General features: G+C 64.2%; 19 protein-coding genes. 17 read left to right on the top strand and 2 right to left on the bottom strand.

Annotation, left to right across the window (positions count from 1 at the left end; translation table 11 throughout):
• Positions 1-51: 51 nt before the first annotated feature.
• From BM338_RS18830 to BM338_RS18805, 6 genes are all read left to right on the top strand, one after another.
• Complete coding sequence (locus BM338_RS18830) at positions 52-1809, top strand: DUF885 domain-containing protein (RefSeq protein ID WP_090453725.1); 1758 nt, start codon at positions 52-54, stop codon at positions 1807-1809.
• Positions 1810-1862: 53 nt separating this feature from the next.
• Positions 1863-3272 (top strand): amino acid permease, encoded by a 1410-nt coding sequence (locus BM338_RS18825; protein ID WP_090453723.1) that lies wholly within the window; start codon positions 1863-1865, stop codon positions 3270-3272.
• A gap of 525 nt (positions 3273-3797) precedes the next feature.
• Complete coding sequence (locus tag BM338_RS18820; protein WP_255367379.1) at positions 3798-6161, top strand: Tat pathway signal protein; 2364 nt, start codon at positions 3798-3800, stop codon at positions 6159-6161.
• 245 nt (positions 6162-6406) lie between these two features.
• Positions 6407-8368, top strand: a complete 1962-nt coding sequence (locus BM338_RS18815; RefSeq protein ID WP_090453721.1) for a glycoside hydrolase family 127 protein — start codon at positions 6407-6409, stop codon at positions 8366-8368.
• Positions 8369-8570: 202 nt separating this feature from the next.
• Complete coding sequence (locus tag BM338_RS18810; RefSeq protein WP_090453719.1) at positions 8571-11480, top strand: TonB-dependent receptor; 2910 nt, start codon at positions 8571-8573, stop codon at positions 11478-11480.
• Positions 11481-11747: 267 nt separating this feature from the next.
• Entirely contained in the window at positions 11748-12851 is a 1104-nt protein-coding gene (locus BM338_RS18805; protein ID WP_090453717.1) for a Glu/Leu/Phe/Val dehydrogenase dimerization domain-containing protein, read from the top strand.
• 186 nt (positions 12852-13037) lie between these two features.
• Here the strand turns inward: BM338_RS18805 and BM338_RS18800 are convergent, their stop codons facing one another.
• Positions 13038-13358 carry a hypothetical protein gene (locus BM338_RS18800; protein ID WP_090453715.1) on the bottom strand — a complete coding sequence of 107 codons (321 nt, stop codon included), beginning with the start codon at positions 13356-13358 and terminating at the stop codon, positions 13038-13040.
• Positions 13359-13394: 36 nt separating this feature from the next.
• Entirely contained in the window at positions 13395-13847 is a 453-nt protein-coding gene (locus tag BM338_RS18795; protein WP_090453713.1) for an Rrf2 family transcriptional regulator, read from the bottom strand.
• Between the two features lie 105 nt (positions 13848-13952).
• On the opposite strand from BM338_RS18795, the gene BM338_RS18790 reads away from it, so the two are divergent.
• The 11 genes from BM338_RS18790 (at position 13953) to BM338_RS18740 (ending at position 25799) form a co-directional block, all read left to right on the top strand.
• Entirely contained in the window at positions 13953-14855 is a 903-nt protein-coding gene (locus BM338_RS18790; protein WP_090453711.1) for an NAD(P)/FAD-dependent oxidoreductase, read from the top strand.
• Positions 14856-14896: 41 nt separating this feature from the next.
• Positions 14897-17059 carry a YccS family putative transporter gene (gene yccS, locus BM338_RS18785; protein ID WP_090453709.1) on the top strand — a complete coding sequence of 721 codons (2163 nt, stop codon included), beginning with the start codon at positions 14897-14899 and terminating at the stop codon, positions 17057-17059.
• Between the two features lie 297 nt (positions 17060-17356).
• Positions 17357-17626: an acyl carrier protein gene (locus tag BM338_RS18780; protein ID WP_218156391.1), complete on the top strand. Its 270-nt coding sequence runs from the start codon at positions 17357-17359 to the stop codon at positions 17624-17626.
• Positions 17627-17641: 15 nt separating this feature from the next.
• A complete protein-coding gene (locus BM338_RS18775) occupies positions 17642-18430 on the top strand; it encodes a glycosyltransferase family 2 protein (protein WP_090453707.1) in 789 nt (262 codons plus the stop codon).
• A gap of 62 nt (positions 18431-18492) precedes the next feature.
• Positions 18493-19107, top strand: a complete 615-nt coding sequence (locus BM338_RS18770) for a LolA family protein (RefSeq protein ID WP_090453705.1) — start codon at positions 18493-18495, stop codon at positions 19105-19107.
• Complete coding sequence (locus BM338_RS18765; protein ID WP_090453703.1) at positions 19104-21467, top strand: MMPL family transporter; 2364 nt, start codon at positions 19104-19106, stop codon at positions 21465-21467. The genes BM338_RS18770 and BM338_RS18765 overlap by 4 nt, the downstream gene beginning before the upstream one ends.
• A gap of 31 nt (positions 21468-21498) precedes the next feature.
• The gene (locus BM338_RS18760; protein ID WP_090453701.1) at positions 21499-22725 is read left to right on the top strand and encodes a beta-ketoacyl-ACP synthase; all 1227 of its coding nucleotides are present in this window, start codon (positions 21499-21501) and stop codon (positions 22723-22725) included.
• Entirely contained in the window at positions 22722-23975 is a 1254-nt protein-coding gene (locus BM338_RS18755; protein ID WP_090453699.1) for a beta-ketoacyl synthase N-terminal-like domain-containing protein, read from the top strand. Before BM338_RS18760 ends, BM338_RS18755 begins: the two co-directional genes overlap by 4 nt.
• Entirely contained in the window at positions 23972-24763 is a 792-nt protein-coding gene (locus BM338_RS18750) for a beta-ketoacyl synthase chain length factor (protein ID WP_090453692.1), read from the top strand. The genes BM338_RS18755 and BM338_RS18750 overlap by 4 nt, the downstream gene beginning before the upstream one ends.
• Complete coding sequence (locus BM338_RS18745; protein ID WP_255367378.1) at positions 24760-25533, top strand: lysophospholipid acyltransferase family protein; 774 nt, start codon at positions 24760-24762, stop codon at positions 25531-25533. The genes BM338_RS18750 and BM338_RS18745 overlap by 4 nt, the downstream gene beginning before the upstream one ends.
• Positions 25530-25799, top strand: a complete 270-nt coding sequence (locus BM338_RS18740) for a phosphopantetheine-binding protein (protein WP_090453688.1) — start codon at positions 25530-25532, stop codon at positions 25797-25799. Before BM338_RS18745 ends, BM338_RS18740 begins: the two co-directional genes overlap by 4 nt.
• Positions 25800-25814: the final 15 nt, after the last annotated feature.

Raw genomic sequence — 25814 nt, 5'->3', positions numbered from 1 at the left:
CCCCACCTCCATCGCGCACAGGGTGCGCTCCTACGCGAGATTGGACGCGCCATGAACAAGTTGATTGTCAGCCTGGGCTGTACCGCCTGCCTCGCCATCGCCTCCCTGCAGGCGCACGCAGCCGACGATGCCGGCACCCGCTTCCGCGCCGTCTATACACAGGAATGGGCATGGCGCCAGGTGCAGTTCAAAGGCGAGGATGACGAAGACAGCCAGGGCGAAGCTGCTGATCATCTGCCCAAGGTCGACGCGGCCACGCAGGCGGAACGCGAGCGCTACTGGACCGAGGTGCTGAAGAAACTCGATGCGATTTCGCCGGCCCAGCTGCATGGCGATGATCCCGTCAACTACGCGGTCTATCGGAATCAGATCGAAACCCTGCTGGCCGACCAGCACTTCCATACCTGGGAAATGCCGTTCAACAGCGACACCGCGTTCTGGACCAACCTCGGCTTCACCGCACGGCATCCGCTGCGCACTGCAGACGAATACCGGCGCTACATTCGGCAGTTGAACGATATCCCACGCTACTTCGACGAACAGATCGCGAACATGCGCGCAGGCCTCACTCGCGGCTTCAGCGTGCCGCGCGTGACGCTGACCGGCCGCGATCAATCGATTGCCGATGTGGTCGATGCCAAGGGCGACGACAACCTGTTCTACACCCCGTTCCGCCGCATGCCGGAGCAGATCCCGGCCAACGTGCAGGCGCAATTGCGCGCACAGGGCCGAGAAACGATCCAGCGTTCGGTCATACCCGCCTACGCCAAACTGCTCGACTTCATGCGTAACACCTACATGAAGCAGGCGCGCAACACCCTTGCCGCCGAATCGATGCCGGACGGCAAAGCGTTCTACCGTGCGCAGATCCGCGAGTTCACCACGCTGGATATGAGCCCCGAGGCCATCCACCAGCTCGGGCTGAAAGAAGTCGCGCGCATCCGCCAGGAGATGGACCAGACCATCCACGACAGCGGCTTCAAAGGCAGCTTCCCGGAATTCCTGCATTACCTTCGCACCGACCCGAAGTTCTATCCGAAGAGCGGCGAGGAACTACTCAAGGATGCGGCATGGATCGCCAAGCGCGTAGACGGCAAGATCGGCCGCTATATCGGCCGCCTGCCGCGCCAGCGCTTCGCGATCGAACCGGTGCCCGCGGATCTAGCGCCGTTTTATACCGGCGGCCGCGGCGGTCCCGGCATCTATCTCGTGAACACCTACGACCTGCCCTCGCGCCCGCTGTATTCGCTGACCGCGCTCACCTTGCATGAATCCGCGCCCGGCCACGCCATGCAGATGCCGCTTGCCGCCGAACACGAAGGCCTGCCCGATTTCCGTCGCTACACCTACATCTCCGCCTATGGCGAAGGTTGGGCGCTGTATGCCGAGCGCCTGGGCGTGGAGATGGAGATGTACGACACGCCGTACGACCGCTTCGGTTATCTGAGTTACCAGATGTGGCGCGCCTGCCGGCTGGTGGTGGATACCGGCATCCATCACCTCGGTTGGACGCGCGAACAGGCGCAGGCCTATATGCGCGATCACACCGCGCTGAGCGAACACGAGATCGAGACCGAAGTGGATCGCTACATCGCGTGGCCCGGCCAGGCGCTGTCCTATTACCTCGGCGAGCTGGCCATCGTCGACGCGCGCGCCAGAGCCGAAAAAGCGCTGGGCGAACGCTTCGACATCCGCGCCTTCCACGACACCGTGCTGTCGCTGGGCTCGGTGCCACTGCCGGTGTTGCAGCAACAGGTGGACAAGTTCATCGCGGATGGCGGCAAGTCGCCGTACGCGCAGGAGAAATAAGCAGCTTCAGGGAACACAACGACAAAACTACACGCTGTTCCGGGGAGGAACCGATGGGCCTGATCAACGACATGGCACGGCGCAAGCCGGTGGAAACCTTGCAGGGCGAGGCTGCGAAAGGCGGCAGCGGATTGCGCCGTGTGCTCGGCCTGTGGCAGCTCACCGCCATCGGATTGGGCGGCATTATCGGCGTCGGCATCTTCGTGCTGACCGGTACCGTCGCCGCGACGCAAGCCGGGCCAGCGGTGCTGATCTCATTCCTGATCGCCGGCATTGCCAGCGCGGCCGCCGCACTCTGCTACGCCGAGTTCGCCGGATTGATCCCGGTTTCCGGCAGTGCCTACACCTATGGCTATGCGGTGCTCGGCGAATTCGCCGGATGGATCATCGGCTGGGATCTATTGCTGGAATACGCGTTGATCGCGGCGGTGGTAGCCGTTGGCTGGTCGGGCTATGCGCAGGCGTTGCTGGATGCTTTCGGCATTCCTTTGCCGGTATGGGCGCGAGGGGCATGGGGTAGCGCGCCGGGATGCGTGGTGAATCTGCCCGCGATCCTGATCTCGCTTGCCATTACTGCCCTGCTTGCCATGCGCATGGAATGGGGCGCGCGCTTCAACACCTTGATTGTCGCGATCAAGATCGCCGGCGCCGCACTAATCGTGATCGCTGGTGCGGCTTATGTGAAACCGGAACGCTGGCATCCCTTCATGCCGTTCGGCATGCACGGCGTGGTGACCGGCGCGGCCGTGGTGTTCTTCGCAGTGTTTGGCTACGACATGCTGACCACGGCCGCCGAGGAATCGCGCAACCCGCAGCGCGATCTGCCGCGCGCGGTGCTGCTCTCGCTGGGTATCGCCATGCTGTTGTATTTCGCCATCTGCCTGGTGCTTACCGGCATCGTGCCGTACACCACGCTGGACAATGCGGCACCGGTGGCTGGTGCCTTTATCCAGATTGGCCTGCCGTGGGTGATGGTGGTGATCTCGCTGGCTTCGGTCTGCGGTATCACCAGCGTGATCTTCGCCAATCTGATGGCGGGTGCGCGCATCGGTTTCAGTCTGGGACGTGATGGGCTGTTGCCGGCGTGGTTCGCCGGGGTGCATCCGCGCTGGCGGACGCCGCATCGTTCGACGGTGTTGCTTGGGGGAGTTACGGCGGTGGCTTCGGGGTTGTTTCCGCTGAATGAGTTGGCGAAGTTGGTGAATATCGGTGTGTTGGGGGCGTTTATCGTGATTTGTACGGCGGTGGCGGTGTTGCGGTGGCGGCAGCCGGCGTTGCATAGGCCGTTTCGGACACCTTGGGTGCCGGTGATTCCGATGATTGGGGTGGGGTTTTCGTGTTGGTTGATTTGGGGGTTGCCTACGATTACCTATGTGCGGTTTATGGTTTGGTTGTTGTTGGGGTGTGTGCTGTATTTCGCTTATGGGCGGCGTAATAGCAGGCTTGCTATCGGCACTATTTGATACGCGGTTCTTGCGACGCCACTACCTACTTCGTCATTCCGGCGCAGGCCGGAATCCAGTGCCTTATCGCTCGGTTGTCGCGTCTGCGTGCCCTGGCTCGCCTGCCGCGGGCTTTCGAACCGCTGCCGCGGTCCGAGTCACTTTCTCTTTGCTGGCCCAAAGAGAAAGTAACCAAAGAGAAATGGCCTGAGAGCAAGCGGTGCGCTTCGTAGCTGCGTCCTTTCCAGTGTCAGGCGTCGGGATCGTTTTCTTCTAGGGCTGATGGTCCAGTCCTCACCGCCACACAGGGGTCTGGAGGGCGCGTTCAAGAGTCACCGACCCCTTCACCACGACTGTGCGGGATTCCGCATGTTGGTGGTTGGATCGATGCAAGACCGCGTGTTCGCTGCGTGGGAATCTGGGCTTCGGCCCGCGTACGAAAGCCACCTCCCCCTCTTCCGCCTGTGCTTTCAGGCGCGTACGCGGGCTTTCTTCTTTGGATGTAGCGCGATGGAGCGGCGCGATCGTTACAGGGGTTATCAGCTGATGGATCGACGCCGTTTTCTGCAGGGGCTTGCCGCTACCGGCGTGATTGCCAGCGTGGTGCGTTGGACGCCAATCCAGGCTGGTGAGTTTCAGGTACCGAGGCGCGATGTACCGCTTGCCGCGCCGCCGCGGTTGCCGGTTTCTGCGATATCGACGGCTGGGCAGGTTCGCCTCGGCGGCTTCGAGATCGAGGGGGTCGGCTGGAGTGTGTTTGAGGATCTGCGCGATCCGGATGGCGCCATCACCTTGCTCGGTCCCGACGGCGGTTGTGTGCTTGGTAAGCGTACTGAGGCTTGCCACGCTTCAGATGAGCCGCCCTATCTCGGCATGACGCTGGCGCAGGTGGCGCTGGCGGATGCGGATCTGCTGGCCGACCGTCTGCTGAGTCGTGGCGAACCCGACCCAGAGCAAGTTCGTATGGCTGCGCCGCCATTGGCATCGAAGCTCGATCCCAAGGATTACGCGGGCCGGCTGCCGTGGACCACCTTCGTCGGTACGGTGCAGGCGGCGGATACGATGCCGGTGTTTCCCAATGGCCGTACGCGCACCTTCCATCCGGAACAGGACATGGCGGCGTTACGCGACGATGCGCTCGCTACACGCCGCCGTGAAGGTTTGCTCGGTGGCTGGCTGCCGGCGGTGCACAAAGTGTTCCCTTTGGGCGAGGGCCGCTGGTACGACGTGCTGGTGTTTGCCGATGTCGATGCCGGCGACCGTTTCGTGGTGCAGACCTGGCATCGCACGGCACTGATCGAACACGGCCGTGTCAGCAAGGTGCATTACGGGCATAGCTATCCGGCGTATCCGCCGCGCCGCGTGGAGCCTTCCGCCGCGACGTTCTATCGTGCACTGCTGCGCTTTCACGACAACTGGCAGCAGCATCTCGGTGATATGTGCCCCATCGCGTTGCCCGATGCCAGCTGGACGGATATGGCGCGCTTCGCGTTCGCGCGCGAGCTGGTGGTACGGCCAGGTGGCAGTTATCCGAAATATGGCGCGGTGGACCGCGACTACTACGGCAATGAGTACGACGGCTTCCAGGACACCTTCACCAGCTCGCTCTACGCCAACCTCGAATGGGGCCGCTACACGCAGGCGGCGACGGTGCTGGACGGTTACTTCACCGACTTCGTGCAGCCCGACGGCATGATCAATATGCGCGGGGCGGAAACCGGGCAGTTCGGCCTTACGCTCTCGCTGCTGGCGCGCTATCTGCAGTACACCGGCGATGTCGCTCTGCTGCGCAAGCATCGCGAAAAGATCGCCGCGACGGCGCAGATCCTGCTGGAGCTGCACGATGCCAGCCTGCAACTGCCACCCGGTAATCCGGGTTACGGCCTGATCCACGGCTGGAACGAATCCGACGCCTGCCTGTTCCCCGATCCGCAATTGTGGTGGAAGCCGTACTACGCCAATAGCGCGCTCGCTGCGCGTGGCCTGCAGGATATGGCAGTCGTGTGGCCGCAGATCGCGGATGGCGAGAACGGCACCACACGGCGCTGGCGCGAACGCGCCGAACGATTGACCACGCAAGTCGTGCGCAGCCTACGCGCCAATATCCGCCGCGATCTCAAACCGCCCTATATCGGCCCACTGCCCGGCACGAAGCTCACCTTCCGCGAATCGCTGTTGAAGGAAAAGCCCAGCGAGCAGCAATGGCCGCATCGCGCCTATGCCGAGTTGTTGCAGGCCGATGTGCTGCCGGACGATCTCGCGCATCTGGTAATCGACTGCATGCGCGGCCACGGCGCTACCAGCCTGGGCGTGGTCGCCAATGTGGCGCCACCGAGCGCGGAGAACCGGGACATCCTCGGCTTCATTTCCTATGGCTATGCGCAGCAGCTGCTGCGTCTCGGCCGTATCGACGAGTACCTGCTGTTTCTTTACGCGCATCGTTACCACGCCCATACGCCGGGCAGCTGGACCGCCGGCGAAGTCTCGGACCTCAGCGGCGGCATGCCGCTGTTCTGTATCCCGGCGCAGCTCACCATTCCACTACTGCTGCGCTGGATGCTGGTATTCGACGACAGCGCGGGCGAAACGCTCTATCTCGCCCGCGCGGTGCCGCGACGCTGGATGGCGGGTGCTGCGCCCATCGCCATCACCGATGCCCCCACGCGCTGGGGCCGCGCCAGCTTGCGATTGCAGCCCGATGGGAGTGGCAGCATCACGGCGGAGGCGGTGCTTCCGGCGACTTCCGCACCCAAGGCCGTGTGGCTCAGCCTTCGCGCGCCGGAAGGCAAACGGCTGAGCGCCGTGATGATCGACGGCGCGCCGGTCAGCATTAATGACCTGAAGGACGACGCGGTTCGCCTGCGCGGCCAACCTGGCCAGCGACTGCGCATCACCGCCAATTTCATCTGACACCGTTTCTGCCTGACACCGCTCCGACATGGTCATTGCGGGCATATAGACGTCTAAATTTTCAGTGACTGCGCGCCACGTTCATGTTGAAAACAGGCACTGTGCGGAATTCCGCATTTCATGGTCGCAAATGACACAAGACGGCTTGCTTATGTGACGGCAGGATGAAAGCGTGCATCGGGGGATGTATGTGTTGTACCAGTGCCACGCGTCGGGGACGAGGCCACACGAACGGGGAGTAAGGCATGCCGCAAGGCGTTGACCATCGCAGGCGATTTCTCAAACGCGCTACCGCCGCGCTGGCTTCGCTCACGGTCATCCCGAAAGTGTTTGCGCTGGCGCCCGACCTGGCTGATACCAGCACGCCCGCCGACACGGCGCTCGGCCTTGGCGCGCGCGAACAGCCGGTGCGTCGCATGCAGGCCTTCGCCCTGAACCAGGTGCGCTTGCTGGACAGCGACTTCTCGCGTGCCGCCGCGATCAACCTGCGTTACTTGCATAGCCTGCCGGTGGACCGCCTGGCGCACAGTTTCCGCATACAGGCCGGCGTCGCCTCCTCTGCCAAGCCGCTGGGTGGCTGGGAGAAGCCCGACTGCGAGCTGCGCGGCCATTTCAGCGGCGGCCATTATTTGTCGGCGGCAGCGCTGGCCTACGCCAGCATGGGCGACCAGGTGCTGAAGCAGCGCGGCGACGAACTGGTGGCGGCATTGGCCGCCTGCCAGCGGCCCAATGGATATCTGAGCGCCTTCCCCGAAAGCTTCTTTGATCGCCTCAGCAGCGGACAGAAGGTGTGGGCGCCGTTCTATACCATCCACAAGATTCTCGTCGGCATGCTGGATATGTATACGCATACTGGTAACGCGCAGGCGTTGCAGGTAGCGATGGGTATCGGCAACTGGACCGTGCGCTGGCTCAACGGCTTCTCCGACAGCGAGATCGCGCACATCCTGAAGACCGAGTACGGCGGCATGAACGATGCGTTGTACGAGCTCTACGCCATCACCGGCAACGAGCGCTACCGCGAGGCCGCCCACCGCTTCGACCAGGCGTCACTGTTCGAACCGCTGGCCGCGCATCGCGACGAACTGCAGGGCCTGCACAGCAATACGCAGATTCCCAAGGTGCTGGGCGCGGCGCGCCGTTATGAACTCACGGGCGAACCACGCTACCGCCGCATCAGCGAATTCTTCTGGGAAACGGTGACCGAGAACCGCACCTATGCCACCGGCGGCTCCAGTAACGACGAATTCTGGAAAACCGCACCCGGCGATCTCAAGAACCAGCTCGGCCTGTACAGCGCCGAATGCTGCGTGGCCTACAACCTGCTCAAGCTGACCCGCCACGTGTATGCGTGGAACGGCGACCCTCGTGCCTTCGACTATTACGAACGCACGCTCTACAACGCACGCCTCGGCACCCAGGACGCCGATGGCATGAAGTTGTACTACTACCCGCTGCAACCCGGCGCCGCGAAGTTCTACAACTCGCCCACCGATTCGTTCTGGTGCTGCACCGGTTCGGGCGCGGAAGAATTCGCGCGCTTCAACGACAGCATCTACTTTCGCGACGGCAGCGATCTGTACGTCAATCTATTTATTCCGTCCGAACTCGACTGGCCGCAACAGAAGCTGCAACTACGCCAGGAAACCGCGTTCCCGCGCGAAGCGCAGACCCGTTTCCGCATGAAACTCGCCGCGCCCGCGACGCTTGCCCTGAACCTACGTATTCCCCGCTGGATCGCGCCCGGTGCGCGCCTGCGCCTCAATGGCCAGACACTCGATGTGTTCGCCTCGCCTGGCAGCTACCTCACCCTGAAGCGCGAATGGCACGACGGCGACAGCGTCGAGCTTGATCTGCCGATGCAGCTCTACACCGAAACGTTGCCCGGCGATGACGATCAACGCGCCCTGCTCTATGGCCCGCTGGTACTCGCAGCACGGCTCGGCAGCCATGGCCTGACCCACGACATGCAGTACTGCGGCTATGACGCCGCACCGAAGCCCGAGCCCAAGCTACAGCCTGCGCCGCGAGTGACTGCGGCGAAGACTGCCGAACCCACGTGGCTGCGCATGCTGTCCGCGCAAGAACTCCGCTTCGAGGCCACCACCCGCGACGGCAGCGTCGCGGTGGTGCCACTGAATCAAGTGCATGGCGAACGCTACGCCGTGTACTGGCTAGTCGAACCCGGCGCGCCCAGCAGCGGCTGAGCACGCAACGTCCGTCGCCGCTGCGACGGATGCCCATGGACGGCTGCCGGCGCTCGCGCCGGCAGCCGTCACCCAGTGAACGCAAAGCCGGCCCTGGCCCGGCACGGCTCACTGTTGCCCACGGAAAGGGAAACGCCCGTCGCAGGGCTCGCTTCAACAGCAGCACCGCCCGATACCACCTGCCGCCCACGCGAGGAATCCCATGCTTCCGATATCCCGACTGTCTACCGCCTACCGATCCTGTCGACCTTCCACGCCACTTGCCCAACGCGTACTCAGCTGCACCGTTAAGCTCGCCCTGAGTTCCGCGCTGCTTGGCGCAGCCGCTCACGCCTACGCGCAGGACGCCAGCGTCAACAGCGAGGGCTCGAATCCGGAGTCCGCCAAGAATCTGGAAGGCGTCACCGTCACCGGCTCACGCATTCGCCGCGTCGATGTGGAAACCGCCAACCCGGTGGTGACCATCGACCGCGCACAGATCGCCGCCACCGGCAAAGCCGCGCTCGGCGATCTGGTACAAGACCTGCCCTCGATCGCCGGCAATGCCACTAACGCCAGCACCAACAGCGGTGGCGGCACCGGCGCGGCAACCATTTCGCTGCGCGGCCTGGGCGACAAGCGCACGTTGATCCTGGTCAACGGCGTGCGCCTTGCCTACAACGACGTCAACAGCATTCCGTCCAACATGATCGACCGCGTCGAAGTGCTGAGCGACGGCGCCTCGGCGATCTACGGCTCGGACGCCATCGGTGGCGTGGTGAACTTCATCCTGCGCGATCGTTTTGACGGTGTGCAATTCACTACCGATTTCGCCGAAAGCCGGCATGGCGACGGCTTCCGCCGCAACTTCAGCCTGACCGCGGGCCACACCGGCGCCAACGGCAGCATCGTGGCTGGCCTCAGTCATCACAGCATCGATGCGGTGCAAGCGGGCAGCCGCGATTTCTCTCGCGACGCGCTGAACCTCACCGATGGCCAGGTCGTCTACAGCGGCTCGTCGGCAAACCCGGCGGGTTCGATCACTCTGCCCAGCGCACTCGCCGGCCAGCTTGGCTGCAGTTCGCGCGTATCGCTCAACCCGGGTGTCACCGGCGCCACCTCGCTCAACGACTATCACTGCTATTCGCGTGCAGACACGTACAACTACCAGCGCGACAATATTCTGCAGACGCCGCAGCAACGCGACAATTTCTTTGTGCTCGGCAAGTACAAGGTAGCCGACCACCTCGAAGCCTACGTCAACCTCTACTACACCAAGACCCAATCGGATTCAGAACTGGCACCGATCCCGATCTTCGCCAATGGCGACAACTTCCTGGTCTCGGCGGACAACTACTACAACCCGTTCGGCGTCAACTTCGGCACCGACCGCGCCACCGGCAACAGCTACGGCAACTACAACACGCGCATCACCACGCTGGGCCGCCGCCGCTACGTCTACAAGACGTACAACACGCAGATCAATCCCGGCCTGCGCGGCAGTTTCGGCGACAGCTCATGGCAGTGGGATGCCGACATCAACTACGGCAACATGCGGCAGAAGTCGATCAACTACGGCTTTCTCGACTACGCCAAGCTGCAGCAGGCGCTGGGGCCGTCGTTCTTGAACAGTAGCGGCGTGGTGACTTGCGGTACAGCCGCCAACCCCATCACGGGTTGTACGCCGATCAACATCTTCAACGTCAACGATCCGTCGACCATCGCTGCGCTGAAAGCGACCCAGGTCAATCCGATGGCCACCACCAACTACACGGTGAAGCAGTTCGAGGCCAACGCCAACGGCGATCTGTTTGCCCTGCCCGCGGGCACGGTGAATCTGGCGGTCGGCATGTCTTACCGCAAGGAAAGCACGTCGACCCGCACCGACCCCGGCGCCGTCGCCGATCTCAACGGTCTGTGTGGCGTAGTGGAGTTCTGCACCACGGTGTTGTCCGGCAGTTTCAATGTGAAAGAAGCCTATGCCGAAACCCTGATTCCGCTGCTGGCCGACAAGCCGTGGGCGCATGCCTTGAATCTGACCATCGGCACCCGCTATTCCGACTACAGCAGCGCCGGCAACACCACCAACAGCAAAGTCGCGCTGGAATGGCGGCCGATCGAGAACCTGCTGTTGCGCGGTACGGTTTCACAAGTATTCCGCGCGCCGAATATCAATGAGCTTTACGCCGGCATCGGCGGCGATTCGCCGACGGTCAACGATCCGTGCAACTTCTACACAGGCGGTCATGCCAGCGCCTGCGCCAACGTGCCCACCAACGGCAGCTATCAACAGGCCAATCCGCAGGTCGGCGCCAAGACCTCGGGTGCGATCGCGGCCGGCTATAAGCTGAAGCCCGAAAAGGGCAAGTCGTTCGACTTCGGCGTGGTGTACGACCCACAGTGGCTACCGGGCCTGTCGCTGAGCGCGGATGTGTGGCGCATCAACCTCAACGACACGATTACCTCGATCTCGGCACAGACCGTGCTCAACCAGTGCTATGCCAACGCAGGCAGCCCGTTCTGCAGCTTTATCCATCGCCTCAACACCGGCGACATCGACTATGTCGCCGAGCCCACGGTCAACCTGGGTGCGCTGTCGACCAAGGGCGTGGACAGCAGCATTGCCTATCGCTTCGACCAGACGCGCTTCGGCCGCTTCAATGTCAGCCTCAACAATACGTACGTGGCTCGCTACGACATCAACCCCAATCCCGCCGATCCGTCCTCAGTGACCATCCACAACGCCGGCAAGTACACCTACGCCTACGGTGATTTCCCGCGCTGGCGCAGCCTGGCCACGTTGAACTGGAATCTCGGTCCGTGGAGTGCGAGCTGGCGCGTCCGCTACATCGGCCGCACCCAGATCGGCAGTGCCGACGAGAATCAGCAGCTGTCGGCCGATACGGACCGGTCGGCAGTGGTGCGCCGCATCGGCGCGTATACCTATCACAGCGTGCAGGCCGGCTATAACTTCGAGAAGTGGCATACGCGGCTGGATCTGGGCATCGACAACATTGCCGACAAGAAGCCGCCGCTGTTCTATCAGAACAACGTGACCAACTCGAACACCGACGTGGCTACCTATGACGTGATGGGTCGCTACTACTGGGTGCGCGCCACGCTCACGTTCTGAAGCCTGCCTCCGGGCCCGCACCTGGCAGGCCACGCGGCCGGCCAGGTGCGGGAGACCATCGCAGGAACTTATGGGCCGCTCCGTGGAAGTGCCCGCCCCCGCTGCGTTTGTTGCGTCGCAGTGTGGAGGTTTCCGATCAGGTACTAGACTACGCCGTCCCAATCACACCCCCGGCCCGTTCCGGGGGTGTTGATTTGAAGGTTTTTCAGTGCCTTGGCTGGGTCACTCCCCTCAACCCGGCATCCTTCCCACGGAGTCAAGCGTTCCATGATTTTCGAAACCATCGCCAATACGGGCCACGAAGAAGTCGTCTTTTGCCATAACAAAGACGCAGGCCTCAAAGCCATCATCGCGATCCACAACACGGTGCTGGGCCCGTCCCTGGGCGGCCTGCGCATGTGGCCGTACAAGACTGAGCAGGATGCCGTGAACGACGTGCTGCGCCTGTCGCGCGGCATGACCTACAAGAACGCTGTGGCCGGCCTGAACCTGGGCGGCGGCAAAGCGGTGATCATCGGCGATCCGTCGAAGGACAAGTCAGAGGCGCTGTTCCGCGCGTTCGGCCGCTTCGTCAATTCGCTCAACGGCCGCTACATCACGGCTGAGGACGTCGGCATCGACGTCAACGACATGGAATACGTGTTCCGCGAAACCGAATACGTGACCGGCGTGCACCAGGTGCACGGCGGTTCGGGCGACCCGTCGCCGTTCACCGCGTTCGGCACCCTGCAGGGCCTGATGGCCGCGCTGCAGGTCAAGCACGGCAACGAAGACGTGGGCAAGTACAGCTACGCCGTGCAGGGCTGCGGCCACGTGGGCAGCGAGTTCATCAAGCTGCTGCGCGAACAGGGCGCCAAGGTGTTCGTCACCGACATCAACAAAGATGCGGTGCAGCGCTGCGTGGACGAGTTGGGCTGCGAAGCCGTGGGCCTGGACGAGATCTACGACGTCGACGCCGACGTGTACTCGCCGTGCGCACTGGGCGGCACGCTTAACGAGCAGACCATCGACCGCATCAAGGCCAAGATCATCTGCGGCGCGGCCAACAACCAGCTGGCCACCGATTCCATCGGCGACGAGCTGACCCGTCGCGGCGTGCTGTACGCGCCGGACTATGCCGTCAACGCCGGTGGCGTGATGAACGTGTCGCTGGAAATCGACGGCTACAACCGCGAGCGCGCCATGCGCATGATGCGCACCATCTACTACAACCTGGGCCGCATCTTCGAGATCAGCAAGACCGAGAATGTGCCGACCTACAAGGCCGCCGACCGTCTGGCCGAAGAGCGCATCAGCTCGATCGGCAAGATCAAGCTGCCGCACATGGGTAACGGTGCGCCGCGTTTTGCGGGTCGCATGCGCGGTCAGTAATTGAGCGCCACCCATGCCCGCACGCAAGGCATGATGATCAGTCAGAAGCAAATAAAAAGGTCCGCCAATGGCGGACCTTTTTATTTGCAGACATAGCATTGATCGTCACCCTGAGAAATGGCGAGACCCGGGATCATCCCTTCCGACTCTTGGCCTGGCACAGTTGGGATGCCCCCTGAGGCTCCGTCACTGAGTCGATACGCAGGCGGTCGGAACCGTCACTTCCTGGGAAAAATCATCGCAATTCGTGCCGGCAGACACCGTGCCACTGATGGGCTGGTCCTCTTTTGCGCACCGAAAACAAGTTTTTATTGATACCTCGCTGACCGGCCGATACCCGACAGCACATGTCTTTACTGGCTTCTCACTTTGACAGACCAGGATGGCCCCGCCCTCATATCTGACGGTTTTCATTTTTTCTTCCATCACGCCATCCGTAGCGTGAGCAAGCATAGGCATGGGCAGCAGGGCCAGACCCAATAAAGCAACTGCCACTTTCGTCTTCATTCCACTCTCCATTGTTGAATGGTCAGGCAGGCTCTTTCAGGGGCAATGCAACTTCACCCGCCTCACCTGCCGCGCCCGTCGCTCGAAATCCTTGGCCAGCGCGGCCAGCGTAATACCCTCGAAGCGCTTGAGCAGCGAGGTCTTGGCTTCACGCAACTCGCTTTCGAGCGCGGCGTTGACGGCCTGCTCCACCAGACAGCGCGGCGTGTCCTCCGACATGCTGAGCGCGAAGATGGCCGGTTCGTCGATTGCGCGGTAAACATCGAGCAGGTTGATCTGGTCGAGGTCGCGGGTAAGGCTCCAGCCGCCGCCATGACCGCGATCGGAGCGCACGAAACCCTTGTCCCTCAGCCCCGCCATGGTCCGTCGTACCACCACCGGATTGGTGTCGAGCATCTGCGCCAGCCGCTCCGAGGTGGCCGGGCCTTCTTCCTGGCCCAGGTGGATCAGCACATGGAGCATGCGGGACAGCCGGTTGTCGCCTCTCATCGCGGGTCTCGGGCCTGGAAGGTCAATTAGTAACTTCTAATGTTGCATAGAAAGGCAGGCCACGCTACTTTGTAACTTCTAAAGATACTTAAGAGGAAACTCGGCATGTCTTACGAAGTGATCGTGGTCGGCGGCAGCTTCGCCGGCCTCGCTGCCGCACTGCAGCTCGCCCGCGCACGGCGCCGGGTGCTGGTGATCGACGCGGGTGTGCCACGCAACCGGTTCGCACGCCACGCCCATGGCTTTCTCGGTCACGACGGCAAACCGCCTAGCCAGATCACCGGCGAATCAGTGCAGCAGTTGCTGCGCTATCCCACTGCGGAGCTGCGACAGGGCCTCGCGGTTTCCGCACAGCGAGATCCCGATGGTTTTCGCCTCACGCTCGATGACGGCACGGCCGTCACCGCCCAACGCCTGTTGCTCGCCACCGGTGTGCGTGACGAATTGCCGCCGTTGCGCGGCCTGCAGGAGCGCTGGGGCGAGACCGTGATCCACTGCCCTTACTGCCACGGCTACGAGATCGACGGCGCACTGGGTGTGCTGGGCTGGCATCCGGCCGCGCTGCATCAGGCGATGCTGGTACCGGACTGGGGCCCCACCACGCTGTTCACCCAGGGCGTGCTCGAACTGGACGAAACACAGCGCGCCGATCTGGCTGCGCGCGGCGTGCAGATCGAACGCGAGCCCGTGCTCGAGCTGCTCGGCGACGCACCGCAACTGGAAGGGGTACGGCTGGCCGACGATCGCGTCGTACCTTTGGGTGGCCTGTTCGTTGCGCCAAAAACACATATGGCGAGTCCGCTGGCCGAACAGCTCGGCTGCGCTTTCGAGGAAGCTCCGCTGGGCACGGTGATCCGTGCCGACGACGTGGGGCGGACCAGCGTTCCGGGCGTGTTCGCGGCGGGCGATGCCACCACGCTCTTCACCAATGCCACGCGCGCGGCGGCCAGCGGCGTGATGGCGGGCGTCGCTGCGCATCGCTCACTTTTCATGGGCGAAGCGGCCTGACGCTTTTCCGTGTGTCACGCCCCGCATCGTATGCTGGTGGCGTGACAACGCCATCTTCTCCCCTGCTCGACCGTTGGCGCCGCCTGCGCGGCTCCGACCGCTTCGCCGAATGCCTGCGCGTCTTTCTCGCGCTGGGCGGCGTGACCCTGTATTGCCTCGCGGCAAGCCGCTTTGTCGATGCGATTCCGGCACTGCTGGGCGTGATCGCCTGCGCCCTCGCGGAAACCGAGGATCACTGGCGCAGCCGGCTGGGCACCCTGCTGATCACCCTGGTGTGCTTCACCGTTGCCGCATTCGCGGTGCAATGGCTGCTGCCGTATCCGCCGCTGTTCGCGCTGGGCCTGCCGCTGGCGACGTTCGGTATGGTCATGCTCGGCGCGGTCAGCGGCCGCTATGCGACGATTGCCGGCGCGACCCTGCTGCTTTCGGTCTACACCATGATCGGCACCGACGCCGAAACGCATCCCGGCAGCCTGCGCGAGCCGGCGCTACTGCTGGCCGGCGCCGCGTGGTACGGCGTGCTGTCGTTGCTGTGGAGCGCGCTGTCGCCGCAACATGCGGTGCGGCATGCGCTGGCACGCACCTTCGATGCGCTGGCGAACTATCTGGAAGAGAAAGCGGCGCTGTTCGCGCCGGTGCGCGGAGTCGATCGCGAGGCCCTGCAGCCCGGGCTGGCCATGCGCAACGAGAAAGTGGTGCAGGCCCTGAACGAAACGCGGCTGGTGCTGATTGACCGCATCGGTCCGCGCCGTCCGCGCGGCTCCACTGCCGCCCGGCTGCGCCTGTATTTCGCCGCGCAGGATATCCATGAGCGGGTGAGCTCCTCGCACTATCCCTACGACGCGCTCGCCGAGGCGTTCTTCCACAGCGACGTACTGTTTCGCTGCGAGCATCTGCTGCGCCTGCATGCCGGGCTGTGCCGGCGCCGCGCCGAGGCACTGCGCCAGCGCGTGCAGTTCAAGGGTGACAAAAGTGCTGGCGCGGCACTGGAAGATGTACGCACCTCGCTGGAAGCGCTGTATCGACAGGCCCAGCCACCGGCCGCGCATCTGCTGCGCTCGCTCGATGCACTGGTGCGCAACATGAGTGCGATCCAGCAACTGCTTGCACATGAGACCCCGCTGGCTGCACCGGCCGAGGGCACGGAAAGCGCTTTGCAGGATCCCGGCCCGCAACATCTGGGCGAGGCGTGGGAACGCATCCGTATCCAGTTCACCGCGCGTTCGTTCCGCTTTCGCCACGCGCTGCGCCTGGCCCTGGCGCTGCTAGCCGGCTACGGGGTGCTGCACCTGGTGCATCCGCGCAATGGCTACTGGATTCTGCTGACCACCTTGCTGGTCTGCCAACCGAGTTACGGCGCTACGCGGCGCCGGCTGCTACAACGCGTGGCCGGTACGCTGGTCGGCCTGCTCGCAGGCTGGGCGGCGCTGCGCCTGCTGCCGTTCGGCCCGGCCCAGGTGCCGTTGCTGATCGTTACCGGCGTGGGCTTCTTCGCCATGCGCCATCGCCAATACACCACTGCCACCGCCGCGATCACGCTGTTCGTGGTGCTGTGCTTCAACCAGGTCGGCCGGGGCTACGAAGTGATGTGGCCGCGCCTGCTGGATACCTTGATCGGCGCGGGCATCGCGGCGCTCGCGATCCATGTGATCCTGCCCGACTGGCAGGGACGGCGCTTCAATCAGGTGCTGGCCGACACACTGCGCTGCGACGCGCGTTACTTGGCGCGCATCCTCGATCAGTACACCAGCGGCAAGCGCGATGACCTCGATTACCGCATCGCCCGCCGCGACGCGCACAACGCCGACGCCACGCTGAGTGGCGTGCTCTCCAACATGCTGCGCGAGCCGGGGCGGCACCGCCAGGGCAGCGAAGCCTTGCTGCGTTTTCTCGGCACCGCGCACACCCTGCTCGGTCATCTCTCAGCGCTGGGCGCCAACCGGCAGGCGCTGACGCCGGGAGCGGCGCACGACGTCGTCACCCGGACCGGCGAGCAGACGATCGATGCGCTGGACCGGCTCGCACATGCCCTCGCCACGCGCGGCACCGCGATGCCGAACCAACACGAACACACCTTGGCCGAGGCATTCGGCGCCATCGACACGGACGACGAAACCGCGCGCCTGGTGCTGGGCCAGTTGGCCCTGGTGCTCGCCCAATGCGACCGCCTCGCCGCGCTGGCTAAAGAACTTCCGGCCGAATAGACACCGCACGAAAGACCCCCATTCGCCTGCGGCGATACCCAACCGATGGCCTCCCCGGGCTCGCCGGCAGCTCAGTTCTGCTAGAATCCATAAGAGAAGTTGGAAAATGTAAGGCTTTGCCTACAAAGGCAAAGTGGAACAGGGGACCCGCCTGGCGGGTAAGAGATTCAACGGGCTTTCGATCACGGCTACGTCCTGCCGGACGCCGTCGCGTCTCCGTGTTGTTCGCACAGGAGCGGCCGGCGGGGAACAGTACGACGCGACACGGACGTAGCGGGCGCACGGGACTAGGGACTTATGAGCACGACCATGGCAAGCGACATCAGCGACGAGGACATCCTGGCCCGTCTCCAGCAGGTGCTGCATGACACCTTCGAGATCGAGCCGGCCCGCGTGACACCGTCCGCCCATCTTTTTACCGACCTCGAGCTAGACAGCATCGATGCCGTCGACCTGGCTATCCAGGTGCAAGACATGACCGGCACGCGCATCAAGCCGGAAGATTTCAAGAGCGTGCGTACGGTGGGTGATGTGGTCGCCACCGTTAAAGCGCTGCTCGACCGCTGATCCGCGACTTCGCCCATGCAAACGCGTGCAGCCGCAGCCGCCGGGGCGTTCCTGCCCTGCGCGCTGATTCCCATCTATAACCATAAGGACACCATCGCGCGCACAGTGCAGTCGCTGCGCGCCCACGGCCTACCGGTGGTGATCGTCGACGACGGCAGCAACGCGGCCACGCGCGAGGTGCTCGACGCGCTCGTACTCAACCAGTCGGATCTGCGCCTACTGCGCCTGCCGCACAACCAGGGCAAAGGCCGCGCGCTCACCGCCGGGCTGCTGGCGGCCAACGAACTGGGTTACACCCACGCGCTGCAGATCGATGCCGATGGTCAGCACGATGTAGCCGACGTGCCGCGATTTCTCGCCGAGAGCCGCGCCGATCTGCGCGCACTGGTCTGCGGCAAGCCGGTCTACGACGACAGCGTACCGCGTGCGCGTTTGTATGGCCGCTACGTCACACACGTGTTCGTGTGGATCGAAACGCTGTCGCTGGCGATCCAGGATTCGATGTGCGGTTATCGCCTGTATCCGCTAGAGCCCACCTGCGCCGAGATCGCGCGCAAGCCGCTGCCGGCGCGAATGGATTTCGACACCGAGATTGCGGTGCGCCTGATTTGGCGCGGCCTGCCGGTGCGCAACCTGCCGACGCGGGTGATCTATCCAGAGAACGGGCTGTCGCATTTCCGCATGTGGCGCGACAACCTGCGCATCTCGGCGATGCATACCCGCCTGCTACTCGGCATGTTGCCGCGCATTCCATTACTGCTATGGCGCCGCCTGCATCACCGGGAGGCGCCATGCGCGATATGAATGAGGGCCGGCATCCCTGCCGGCGAAAGTCAAAAAGCGGCCATCCATGGCCGCACTTCTCAATGACTGCCCTGCTTTGTTGGATTGCACTCTGTTGTACGACGCTGGGCGCACAGGCACAGGACTCGGGCCTGCTGCAGCAGATTCTCGACGAACTGGGCGGGCATACCAGCGTGCGCGCCGCGTTTACCCAAAGCCGCGAGAATCCCGCGCTGGCGCAGCCGCAGGTAAGTCGCGGCCAGCTGCTGTTCGTGGTGGGCCGCGGCATGCTGTGGCAGGTCGACGAACCGTTTCGCGAAACGCTCGCGCTCACCGGCGGGCGCACCGCGCGGGTCGATGAGCAAGGCCACGCGCAACCGGTGCGCGGCGGCGACCGCGGCGTAGCGCAGGTCTCGCAGATGCTGCAGTCCATGCTGTCCGGCAAGCCGGAAGACGCTTTGCGCCAGTTCGATGTCCAGGCCGAAGGCAGCACCGCACGCTGGACGCTGCACTTCACACCGCGGCAGGAGCGCATGGCGCGCGTACTTCGGCGCATCGATCTGGATGGCGACCGTTTCCTGCAAGGCATCCGCGTGGAATTGCAGGGCGGTGAGAGCACGCAGATCCGGTTCGCCGACACCCGCGATGCCGGCGAGTTGAGTCCGCTGGAAAAACGCGCGCTGGGTATGCCTCCGTGAGCCGGCTCACCCCGTCTCTACGCGCTGCGCTGTTCAGTGTCTTTGCATTGCTGGTGACCGGCCTCGGCGCGTGGTTGTTGTTCGGACGCGGGACATCACCGATCCAGACCGACCTGCTGGCCATGCTGCCAGCCACCGAGCGCCATCCGCTGGCCGAGGCCGCAGTGGAACGCCTGGCGCATGCCAATGGCGATCGCATGGTGCTGCTGGTGGAGCATGCCAATGACGCCACCGCGAAAGATGCCGCACGCGAGCTGGGCAAGCGGCTCGCTGCCGATCCCGCGTTCGCCGCGGTCACCGCCGAGTTGCCGCCGTTCGATCTGGACCAGCTGATCGCGCCGTATCTCACGCATCGCTTCCATCTGCTGACCGACGCCGACCGCGCGACGCTCACTCAGACTGGCTATGACGCGGAGCAGGCATTGAAGCGCCGCCTCAACGAGCCGTTTCTCGCCGGCATTGGCGTGAAGCTGCAGGACGATCCCTTCGGCTGGCTGCAGCATTGGCTGGATCAGCAGCCGTGGAGCCGCTCACCGCTGCTGCCCGAAGATGACCTGCTTACCGCGCATCGCGACGACCGCACCTATGTGATGGTGATCGCCACCTTGCGCGGCTCTTCTTACGACGATCAGGTGCAGCGTGCCGCGCTGGCGGCGCTGGCGCGGGCCGAACAGACCGTAAAGCACGATCATCCCGGCATACAGCTGCTGCGCGCCGGTGCGGTGTTCCATGCCGCCGAGGCGCGCGCGGGCGCCGAGCGCGATGTGCACGTGGTGGGCCTCGCCTCGACGCTTGGTATCGCCGTGCTGCTGTTGTGGACCTTCCGCTCGCCGCGCCCGCTGCTGGTGGCCTTTCTCTCCACTGCGATCGGCGTGATCTGCGCGCTCACCGCTACCGTGCTGCTGTTCGGCCAGGCGTATCTGCTGACCCTGGTGTTCGGCGCGGCCCTGCTGGGCGAGGCGGTGGACTACTCCATCCAGTATCTGTGTGCGCGCGCCAACGCCGGCCCTCGCTGGCAGGCGATGCAGGGCGTGCGTCAGGTACGCCCTGCCCTGTTGCTGGCTCTGGCCACCTCGCTGCTCGGCTATGCCTTGCTCGGCCTGATGCCGTTCCCCGCATTGCGCCAGATGGCCTGCTTCGCGATGGTGGGCATGCTTGCCGCCTGCCTCAGCGTGTTCTGGCTGCTGCCCGCACTGTTGACCGCACCGGCCACGAAGCCGTTGTCGCCGATGGTGGTACGCGGCGCACTTGCTTTGCAGACCCTGGCCGGCCGCATCGGCAGCGGTCGGCGCAGCCTGCTGGCTATCGCGCTGTTGCTGCTTGTCGCGGCGCCGGGCTGGTGGCGGCTGGGCCATGACGACGACATCCATCTGCTGATCTCACCGCCGGCCGAACTGAGCCGCCAGGAAGCGCGCATCCGCGACATCGCCGGCATCGGCAACGGCAGCCAGTTCTATCTGGTGCATGGCGACGACGCCGAACAGGTGTTGCAGCGCGAGGAAGCATTGGAGACACACCTGCAATCGTTGGTGCAGAACGGACAGCTGGAAAGCTGGACCGGCGTGGCCGGCATGTTGCCCTCAGCGCAACGCCAGCAGGAGAACCACGCCGCTCTCGCGCCGCTATTCGCTTCGCGTGCGCAGCTGGAAGCACAGCTGCAGCAGGCCGGACTCCGCGCCGATGTCGCCACGGCGTATCTCGACGCCTGGCCCGGCCAGCCGCTCACGCTGGCGGCATGGTTGGCGCTGCCGGTATCTACGCCGTTCCGTTATCTATGGATGGATCAGGGCAAGGATGGCATCGGTTCGATCGTGCTGCCGCAGGGGCAGGACGATGTCGCCGTGCTGCGCGCAGCTGCCGAAGGCCTGCCCGGCGTGGAACTGGTCGACAAGCCGGCCAGCATCTCCACGCTGTTCGGCCGTTATCGCGAATACGCCAGTGTCTGGCTGCTTGCTGCGTTCGTGCTGGTCGCGCTGGTGTTTGTGTGGCGCTACGGCCGCGCCGCGCCGCGTGTCATGGCACCGCCGCTGCTGGGCATCGGCCTCACCCTCGCGGCGCTGGGCTATCTCGGCCAGCCGCTGACGCTGTTCCACTGGATGGCGCTGATGCTGGTGCTCGGCGTGGGTGCCAACTACGCGGTGTTCCTGCACGAAGGCGAACCGCACGCGGCGCATCTGCCCGGCGCGACTTACGCTGGCGTGCTGTTGTCGGCGGTCACCGCCCTGCTCTCTTTCGGTCTGCTAGCGTTGAGTTCGATGCCGGCGCTGCAACACTTTGGCATCACCTTGTTATTGGGTATCGGCTTCACGGCACTGCTGGTGCCGGCGGCGCGATCAGCTCGCGAGTATGTATCCGTATGAACATGTTTTCTTTCCCGCAGGACGCACGCCGATGAAGCGCGTCGTCGTTACCGGCATCGGCGGCGTCACGCCGCTCGGCCATGACTGGCCCACCATCGCCGCGCGTCTGCGCGAGTACCGCAATGCGGTCCGGCGCATGCCGGAGTGGGATTACTTCGACGCCCTCAACGGGCGCCTTGGCTGCCCGGTAGACGATTTCCAACTGCCGAACTGGCCGCGCAAACAGGTGCGTTCGATGGGCCGCGTAGCGCAGCTCGCCGTGGCGGCCAGCGAACGCGCGCTGCATGATGCGGGGCTGCACGGCAGCGAAGACATCCGCGACGGCCGCATGGGCGTGGCTTATGGCTCGTCCGGCGGCAGCGTGGAACCGATTCGCGCGATGGGCCACATGCTTACCACCGGCTCCATGCAGGGCGTAACCGCTACCAGCTATATCCAGATGATGGCGCACACCACGGCGGTGAATATCGGTGTGTTCTTTGGCCTCAAGGGCCGCATCGTGCCGACCTCCAGCGCCTGCACCTCGGGCAGCCAGGCCATCGGCTATGGCTATGAGGCGATCCAGCAGGGCAAGCAAACGCTGATGCTGTGCGGCGGCGCCGAAGAACTCTCCGGCCCCGGCGCAGCAGTGTTCGACACCCTGTTCGCCACCAGCACGCGCAACGACGATCCGCAGCTTACCCCGCGCCCGTTCGACCGCGCGCGCGATGGCCTGGTGGTGGGCGAAGGTGCCACCACGCTGGTGCTGGAGGAATACGAACATGCGTGCGCACGCGGTGCGCGCATCTACGCGGAGATCGTCGGCTTCGGCTGCAACTCCGACGGCAGCCACATCACCCAGCCCACCAGCGACACCATGGCGGTGGCGATGCGCATGGCCCTGAGCGATGCCACGCTGGTGCCGGAAGCGATCGGCTATGTCAGCGCGCACGGCACCGCCACTGACCGCGGCGATGTGGCCGAAAGCCATGCCACCGCCAGCGTGCTCGGCACCGGTGTACCGGTGAGTTCCATGAAGAGTTATGTCGGCCACACGCTTGGTGCCTGCGGCGCGCTGGAGTCGTGGTGGGCGATCGAGATGATGCGCGACGGCTGGTTCGCGCCCACCATCAACCTGCAGCAGCCCGATCCGGAATGCGCCGCGCTCGATTACATCGTGGGCGAAGGCCGCCACATCGACACGTCGTACGTGATGAACAACAACTTCGCGTTCGGCGGCATCAATACCTCGCTGATCTTCAAGGCCGTCACTGCATGAGCAGTGCCGGCGCATATCGCCAGCAACCGCGCGTCGTGGTGACGGGTATGGGTTCGGTGTCCTGCGTGGGCGCCGGCAACACGGCCCTGCTCGATGCGCTGCGCCACGCGCGTAGCGGCATCCGTTACATGGAAAGTCTTGCCGCGCTCGGCATGCGCTGCCAGGTTGGCGGCCCGGTGGACGCAGCCACGCTGGTGGAACCGCCGCGCAAGCTGCGCCGTTTTCTGCCGGCTACCACCTGGTATGCCTGGCAGGCCATGGGTGAAGCCATCGCACAGGCCGGACTCGCTTCCACCGATCTGCAATCGACCGGCTGCGGCCTGGTGATGGGTGGCGGTGCCGCCCTGAGCGAACACGAGATCGCGCTCGCCAGTTTTCGCGACCGCGGCGCCGGCAAGCTGTCGCCCTTCATCGTGCCGCGGGGTATGAGCAGTGCGCTCGCGGCCGGTCTAGCGCATGCCTTCGATATCGGCGGTCGCAGCCATGTGATCAGCTCGGCCTGCACCAGCGGCGCGCATGCCATCGGCCATGCGATGGAGCTGATCCAGCTGGGCAAGCAGGACGTCGTGGTCTGTGGCGGCAGCGAAGAACTGCACGACACTACCGCCTTGTGGTTCGACGCGATGGGTGCGCTGTCAGTCAACAGCAATCATCAACCGACGTCGGCCTCACGTCCCTACGACGCTCAGCGCGACGGCATCGTGCTGGCGGCTGGCGCCGGCGTGCTGGTACTCGAATCGCTGGAACACGCCCGCACACGCGGCGCGCACATCCTCGCCGAGCTGTGCGGCTATGGCGCCAGCACCGATGCACAAAGCATGGTCGGCCCCGGTGCGGCGGGCATTGCACGTTCGATGCGCCAGGCGCTGGCCGACAATGAGCACCCCGACTACATCAACGCACACGCCTGCTCCACGCCGCTGGGCGATCTCGCCGAATGGCAGGCGATCGGCACAGTGTTCGCCGAGCGTGGCGCCACACCGCCGCCGATGTCGTCGATCAAGGGACTGATCGGGCACGCGCCCGGCGCAGCTGGCGCACTGGATGCCATCGCCAGCTTGTTGATGATGGAACATAGTTTTATGGCGGCAGGCAGTGCGATCGACACTGCCGACCCCGATTTTGCCGATGCGCCGCTAGTGACTGAGCTGACCGAGCGGCGCGTCGGTAGCGTGCTCTCCAACAACTTCGGCTTCGGCGGCAGCTGCGCCTCGCTGCTGTTCCGCGCATTCGACGGAGCCCACGCATGATCAACCTGCGCATCGCTCAATGGCGTGCCTGGGCGCCCTCGCTGCACAGCTATGAAGACTGGCAGGCTTGGGCGAAATCGCCATGGACGCCGGCCGACCAGGGTGAGCAGCCTGACTGTGCCTTCCTGCCACCGATGCAGCGCCGTCGCCTGAGTCGCATGGCGCGCATGGCGATGGACGTCGCCTGGCCGCTGTGTGGCAAGGACGAACAACTACCACTGGTGTTCGCCTCCCGCCATGGCGAAATCCAGCGCACTTACGGCCTGCTCGGCGATGTCGCCGACCAGCAGCCGCTGTCGCCAACGCAATTCGGACTGTCGGTGCACAACGCCATCGCGGGCCAATGGTCGATCCTGCGCGGTCAGCGTGGGGAGGCCAGCGCGATTGCCGGCGAAGCGGACACCTTCGAACACGCGATGCTGGAAGCCGCCACCCTGCTCGATCAGGGCGCACCCGCCGTGATCATGGTGATCGCTGAGGAACGGCCGCCCTCGGCCTACGATGCATGGATTGATGACGTGCCCTTCTCCTACGCGCTGGCACTGCGCGTGGGAGAGCCACAACCGGGGCAGGATGCCTCGTCCACTTCCCGATGGCAGCTTCAACTTACTCGGAACATCGCCGATACAAACAACGCCGATAAAAGCCAGGCTTCTACTCCGCATAGCGCGTGGCCGCATGCGCTCGACTTTCTGCGCGCGCTGCACGAGCCGGGCGCGTCTCTGGAACACGCCTTTTTGGAACACGCATGGAAAACGCGTCGATGGATCTGGCAGCGACTCCCTTGAAACGTCGCCGCGGCGACGTCTATCCCTGGCGGCTGGTGGCCACCGGCCTGAGCTTTCTGTTGTTCGGCATCGGCGGCATCGTGTTGCGCGTATTGGTGTTTCCATTGCTCTCCATGCTCCCAGGCGGCAGGCTCGAGCATCGCCGCCGTGTACGTGCGGCGATCCGTCGGGCGTTCTGGCTGCATGTGCAGTTCATGTATCGCACTGGGGTGCTTACCTTCGAAGTGAACGGTGCAGAGCGCCTGGGCCAGCCCGGCCAAATGATCATCGCCAATCATCCGTCGCTGATCGACGTGGTGTTTCTGGTGTCGCAGATCCGCGATGCTAACTGCGTGGTCAAGCAAGGCTTGTGGCGCAATCCGTGCATGCGCGGACCAATCAGCACGGCCGAGTACATCAGCAATAACGGCAGCCCGGAGATGCTGGAACAGGCTGCCGATGTGCTGCGCGAAGGACAAACGCTGATCGTCTTTCCCGAAGGCACGCGCACCACGCCGGGACAGGCACCGGTGTTCCATCGCGGCGCGGCGGCCATTGCGCTGCGCGGGGCGCGCATCATCACACCCGTCTTCATCTCGGTGAAGCCGACCACCCTGACTAAGGCCGAACCCTGGTACAGCATTCCGGATCGTCGTATGCACGTGCGCCTGCGAGTAGGTCAGGATATCGACCCTGCGGCATTCAATGCCGAAGCACCGATGCCGATAGCGTCACGCCGACTCAACGAACATCTGCACCACCTCTACCTCAAGGAACTGGCTTCGTCATGAATGCACTGCAACAGGACATTGCACAACTGATCATCGATACCTTGAACCTGGAAGATCTCCAGCCCAGCGATATCCCGCCCGAGCAGCCGCTGTTTGGCCAAGGGCTGGGACTGGATTCGGTGGATGCGCTGGAGCTCGCGCTGGCATTGCAAAAGCGCTATGAGATCCAGATCGCATCCGATTCGCGCGATGCGCGCCAGCATTTCGCCACGGTGGCGAGTCTGGCTACGTTCGTTGAGGCACAACGGGCCGCATGCGCAAACTGACACCACTTCTGCTCC

The sequence above is a fragment of the Dyella sp. OK004 genome (genome assembly GCF_900114495.1).
Taxonomy (GTDB): domain Bacteria; phylum Pseudomonadota; class Gammaproteobacteria; order Xanthomonadales; family Rhodanobacteraceae; genus Dyella_D.
This window is presented reverse-complemented; position numbering and strand designations above follow the sequence as displayed.

What these genes read in the sequence shown, in the direction of transcription:
- BM338_RS18755 (WP_090453699.1), top strand. Translation starts at nt 22,722, where the DNA reads ATGAGCAGTGCCGGCGCATATCGCCAGCAACCGCGCGTCGTGGTGACG.
- BM338_RS18750 (WP_090453692.1), top strand. Translation starts at nt 23,972, where the DNA reads ATGATCAACCTGCGCATCGCTCAATGGCGTGCCTGGGCGCCCTCGCTG.
- BM338_RS18775 (WP_090453707.1), top strand. Translation starts at nt 17,642, where the DNA reads ATGCAAACGCGTGCAGCCGCAGCCGCCGGGGCGTTCCTGCCCTGCGCG.
- BM338_RS18790 (WP_090453711.1), top strand. Translation starts at nt 13,953, where the DNA reads ATGTCTTACGAAGTGATCGTGGTCGGCGGCAGCTTCGCCGGCCTCGCT.
- BM338_RS18825 (WP_090453723.1), top strand. Translation starts at nt 1,863, where the DNA reads ATGGGCCTGATCAACGACATGGCACGGCGCAAGCCGGTGGAAACCTTG.
- BM338_RS18760 (WP_090453701.1), top strand. Translation starts at nt 21,499, where the DNA reads ATGAAGCGCGTCGTCGTTACCGGCATCGGCGGCGTCACGCCGCTCGGC.
- BM338_RS18795 (WP_090453713.1), bottom strand. Translation starts at nt 13,847, where the DNA reads ATGAGAGGCGACAACCGGCTGTCCCGCATGCTCCATGTGCTGATCCAC.
- BM338_RS18830 (WP_090453725.1), top strand. Translation starts at nt 52, where the DNA reads ATGAACAAGTTGATTGTCAGCCTGGGCTGTACCGCCTGCCTCGCCATC.
- BM338_RS18800 (WP_090453715.1), bottom strand. Translation starts at nt 13,358, where the DNA reads ATGAAGACGAAAGTGGCAGTTGCTTTATTGGGTCTGGCCCTGCTGCCC.
- BM338_RS18805 (WP_090453717.1), top strand. Translation starts at nt 11,748, where the DNA reads ATGATTTTCGAAACCATCGCCAATACGGGCCACGAAGAAGTCGTCTTT.
- BM338_RS18820 (WP_255367379.1), top strand. Translation starts at nt 3,798, where the DNA reads ATGGATCGACGCCGTTTTCTGCAGGGGCTTGCCGCTACCGGCGTGATT.
- BM338_RS18780 (WP_218156391.1), top strand. Translation starts at nt 17,357, where the DNA reads ATGAGCACGACCATGGCAAGCGACATCAGCGACGAGGACATCCTGGCC.
- BM338_RS18770 (WP_090453705.1), top strand. Translation starts at nt 18,493, where the DNA reads ATGACTGCCCTGCTTTGTTGGATTGCACTCTGTTGTACGACGCTGGGC.
- BM338_RS18815 (WP_090453721.1), top strand. Translation starts at nt 6,407, where the DNA reads ATGCCGCAAGGCGTTGACCATCGCAGGCGATTTCTCAAACGCGCTACC.
- BM338_RS18740 (WP_090453688.1), top strand. Translation starts at nt 25,530, where the DNA reads ATGAATGCACTGCAACAGGACATTGCACAACTGATCATCGATACCTTG.
- BM338_RS18810 (WP_090453719.1), top strand. Translation starts at nt 8,571, where the DNA reads ATGCTTCCGATATCCCGACTGTCTACCGCCTACCGATCCTGTCGACCT.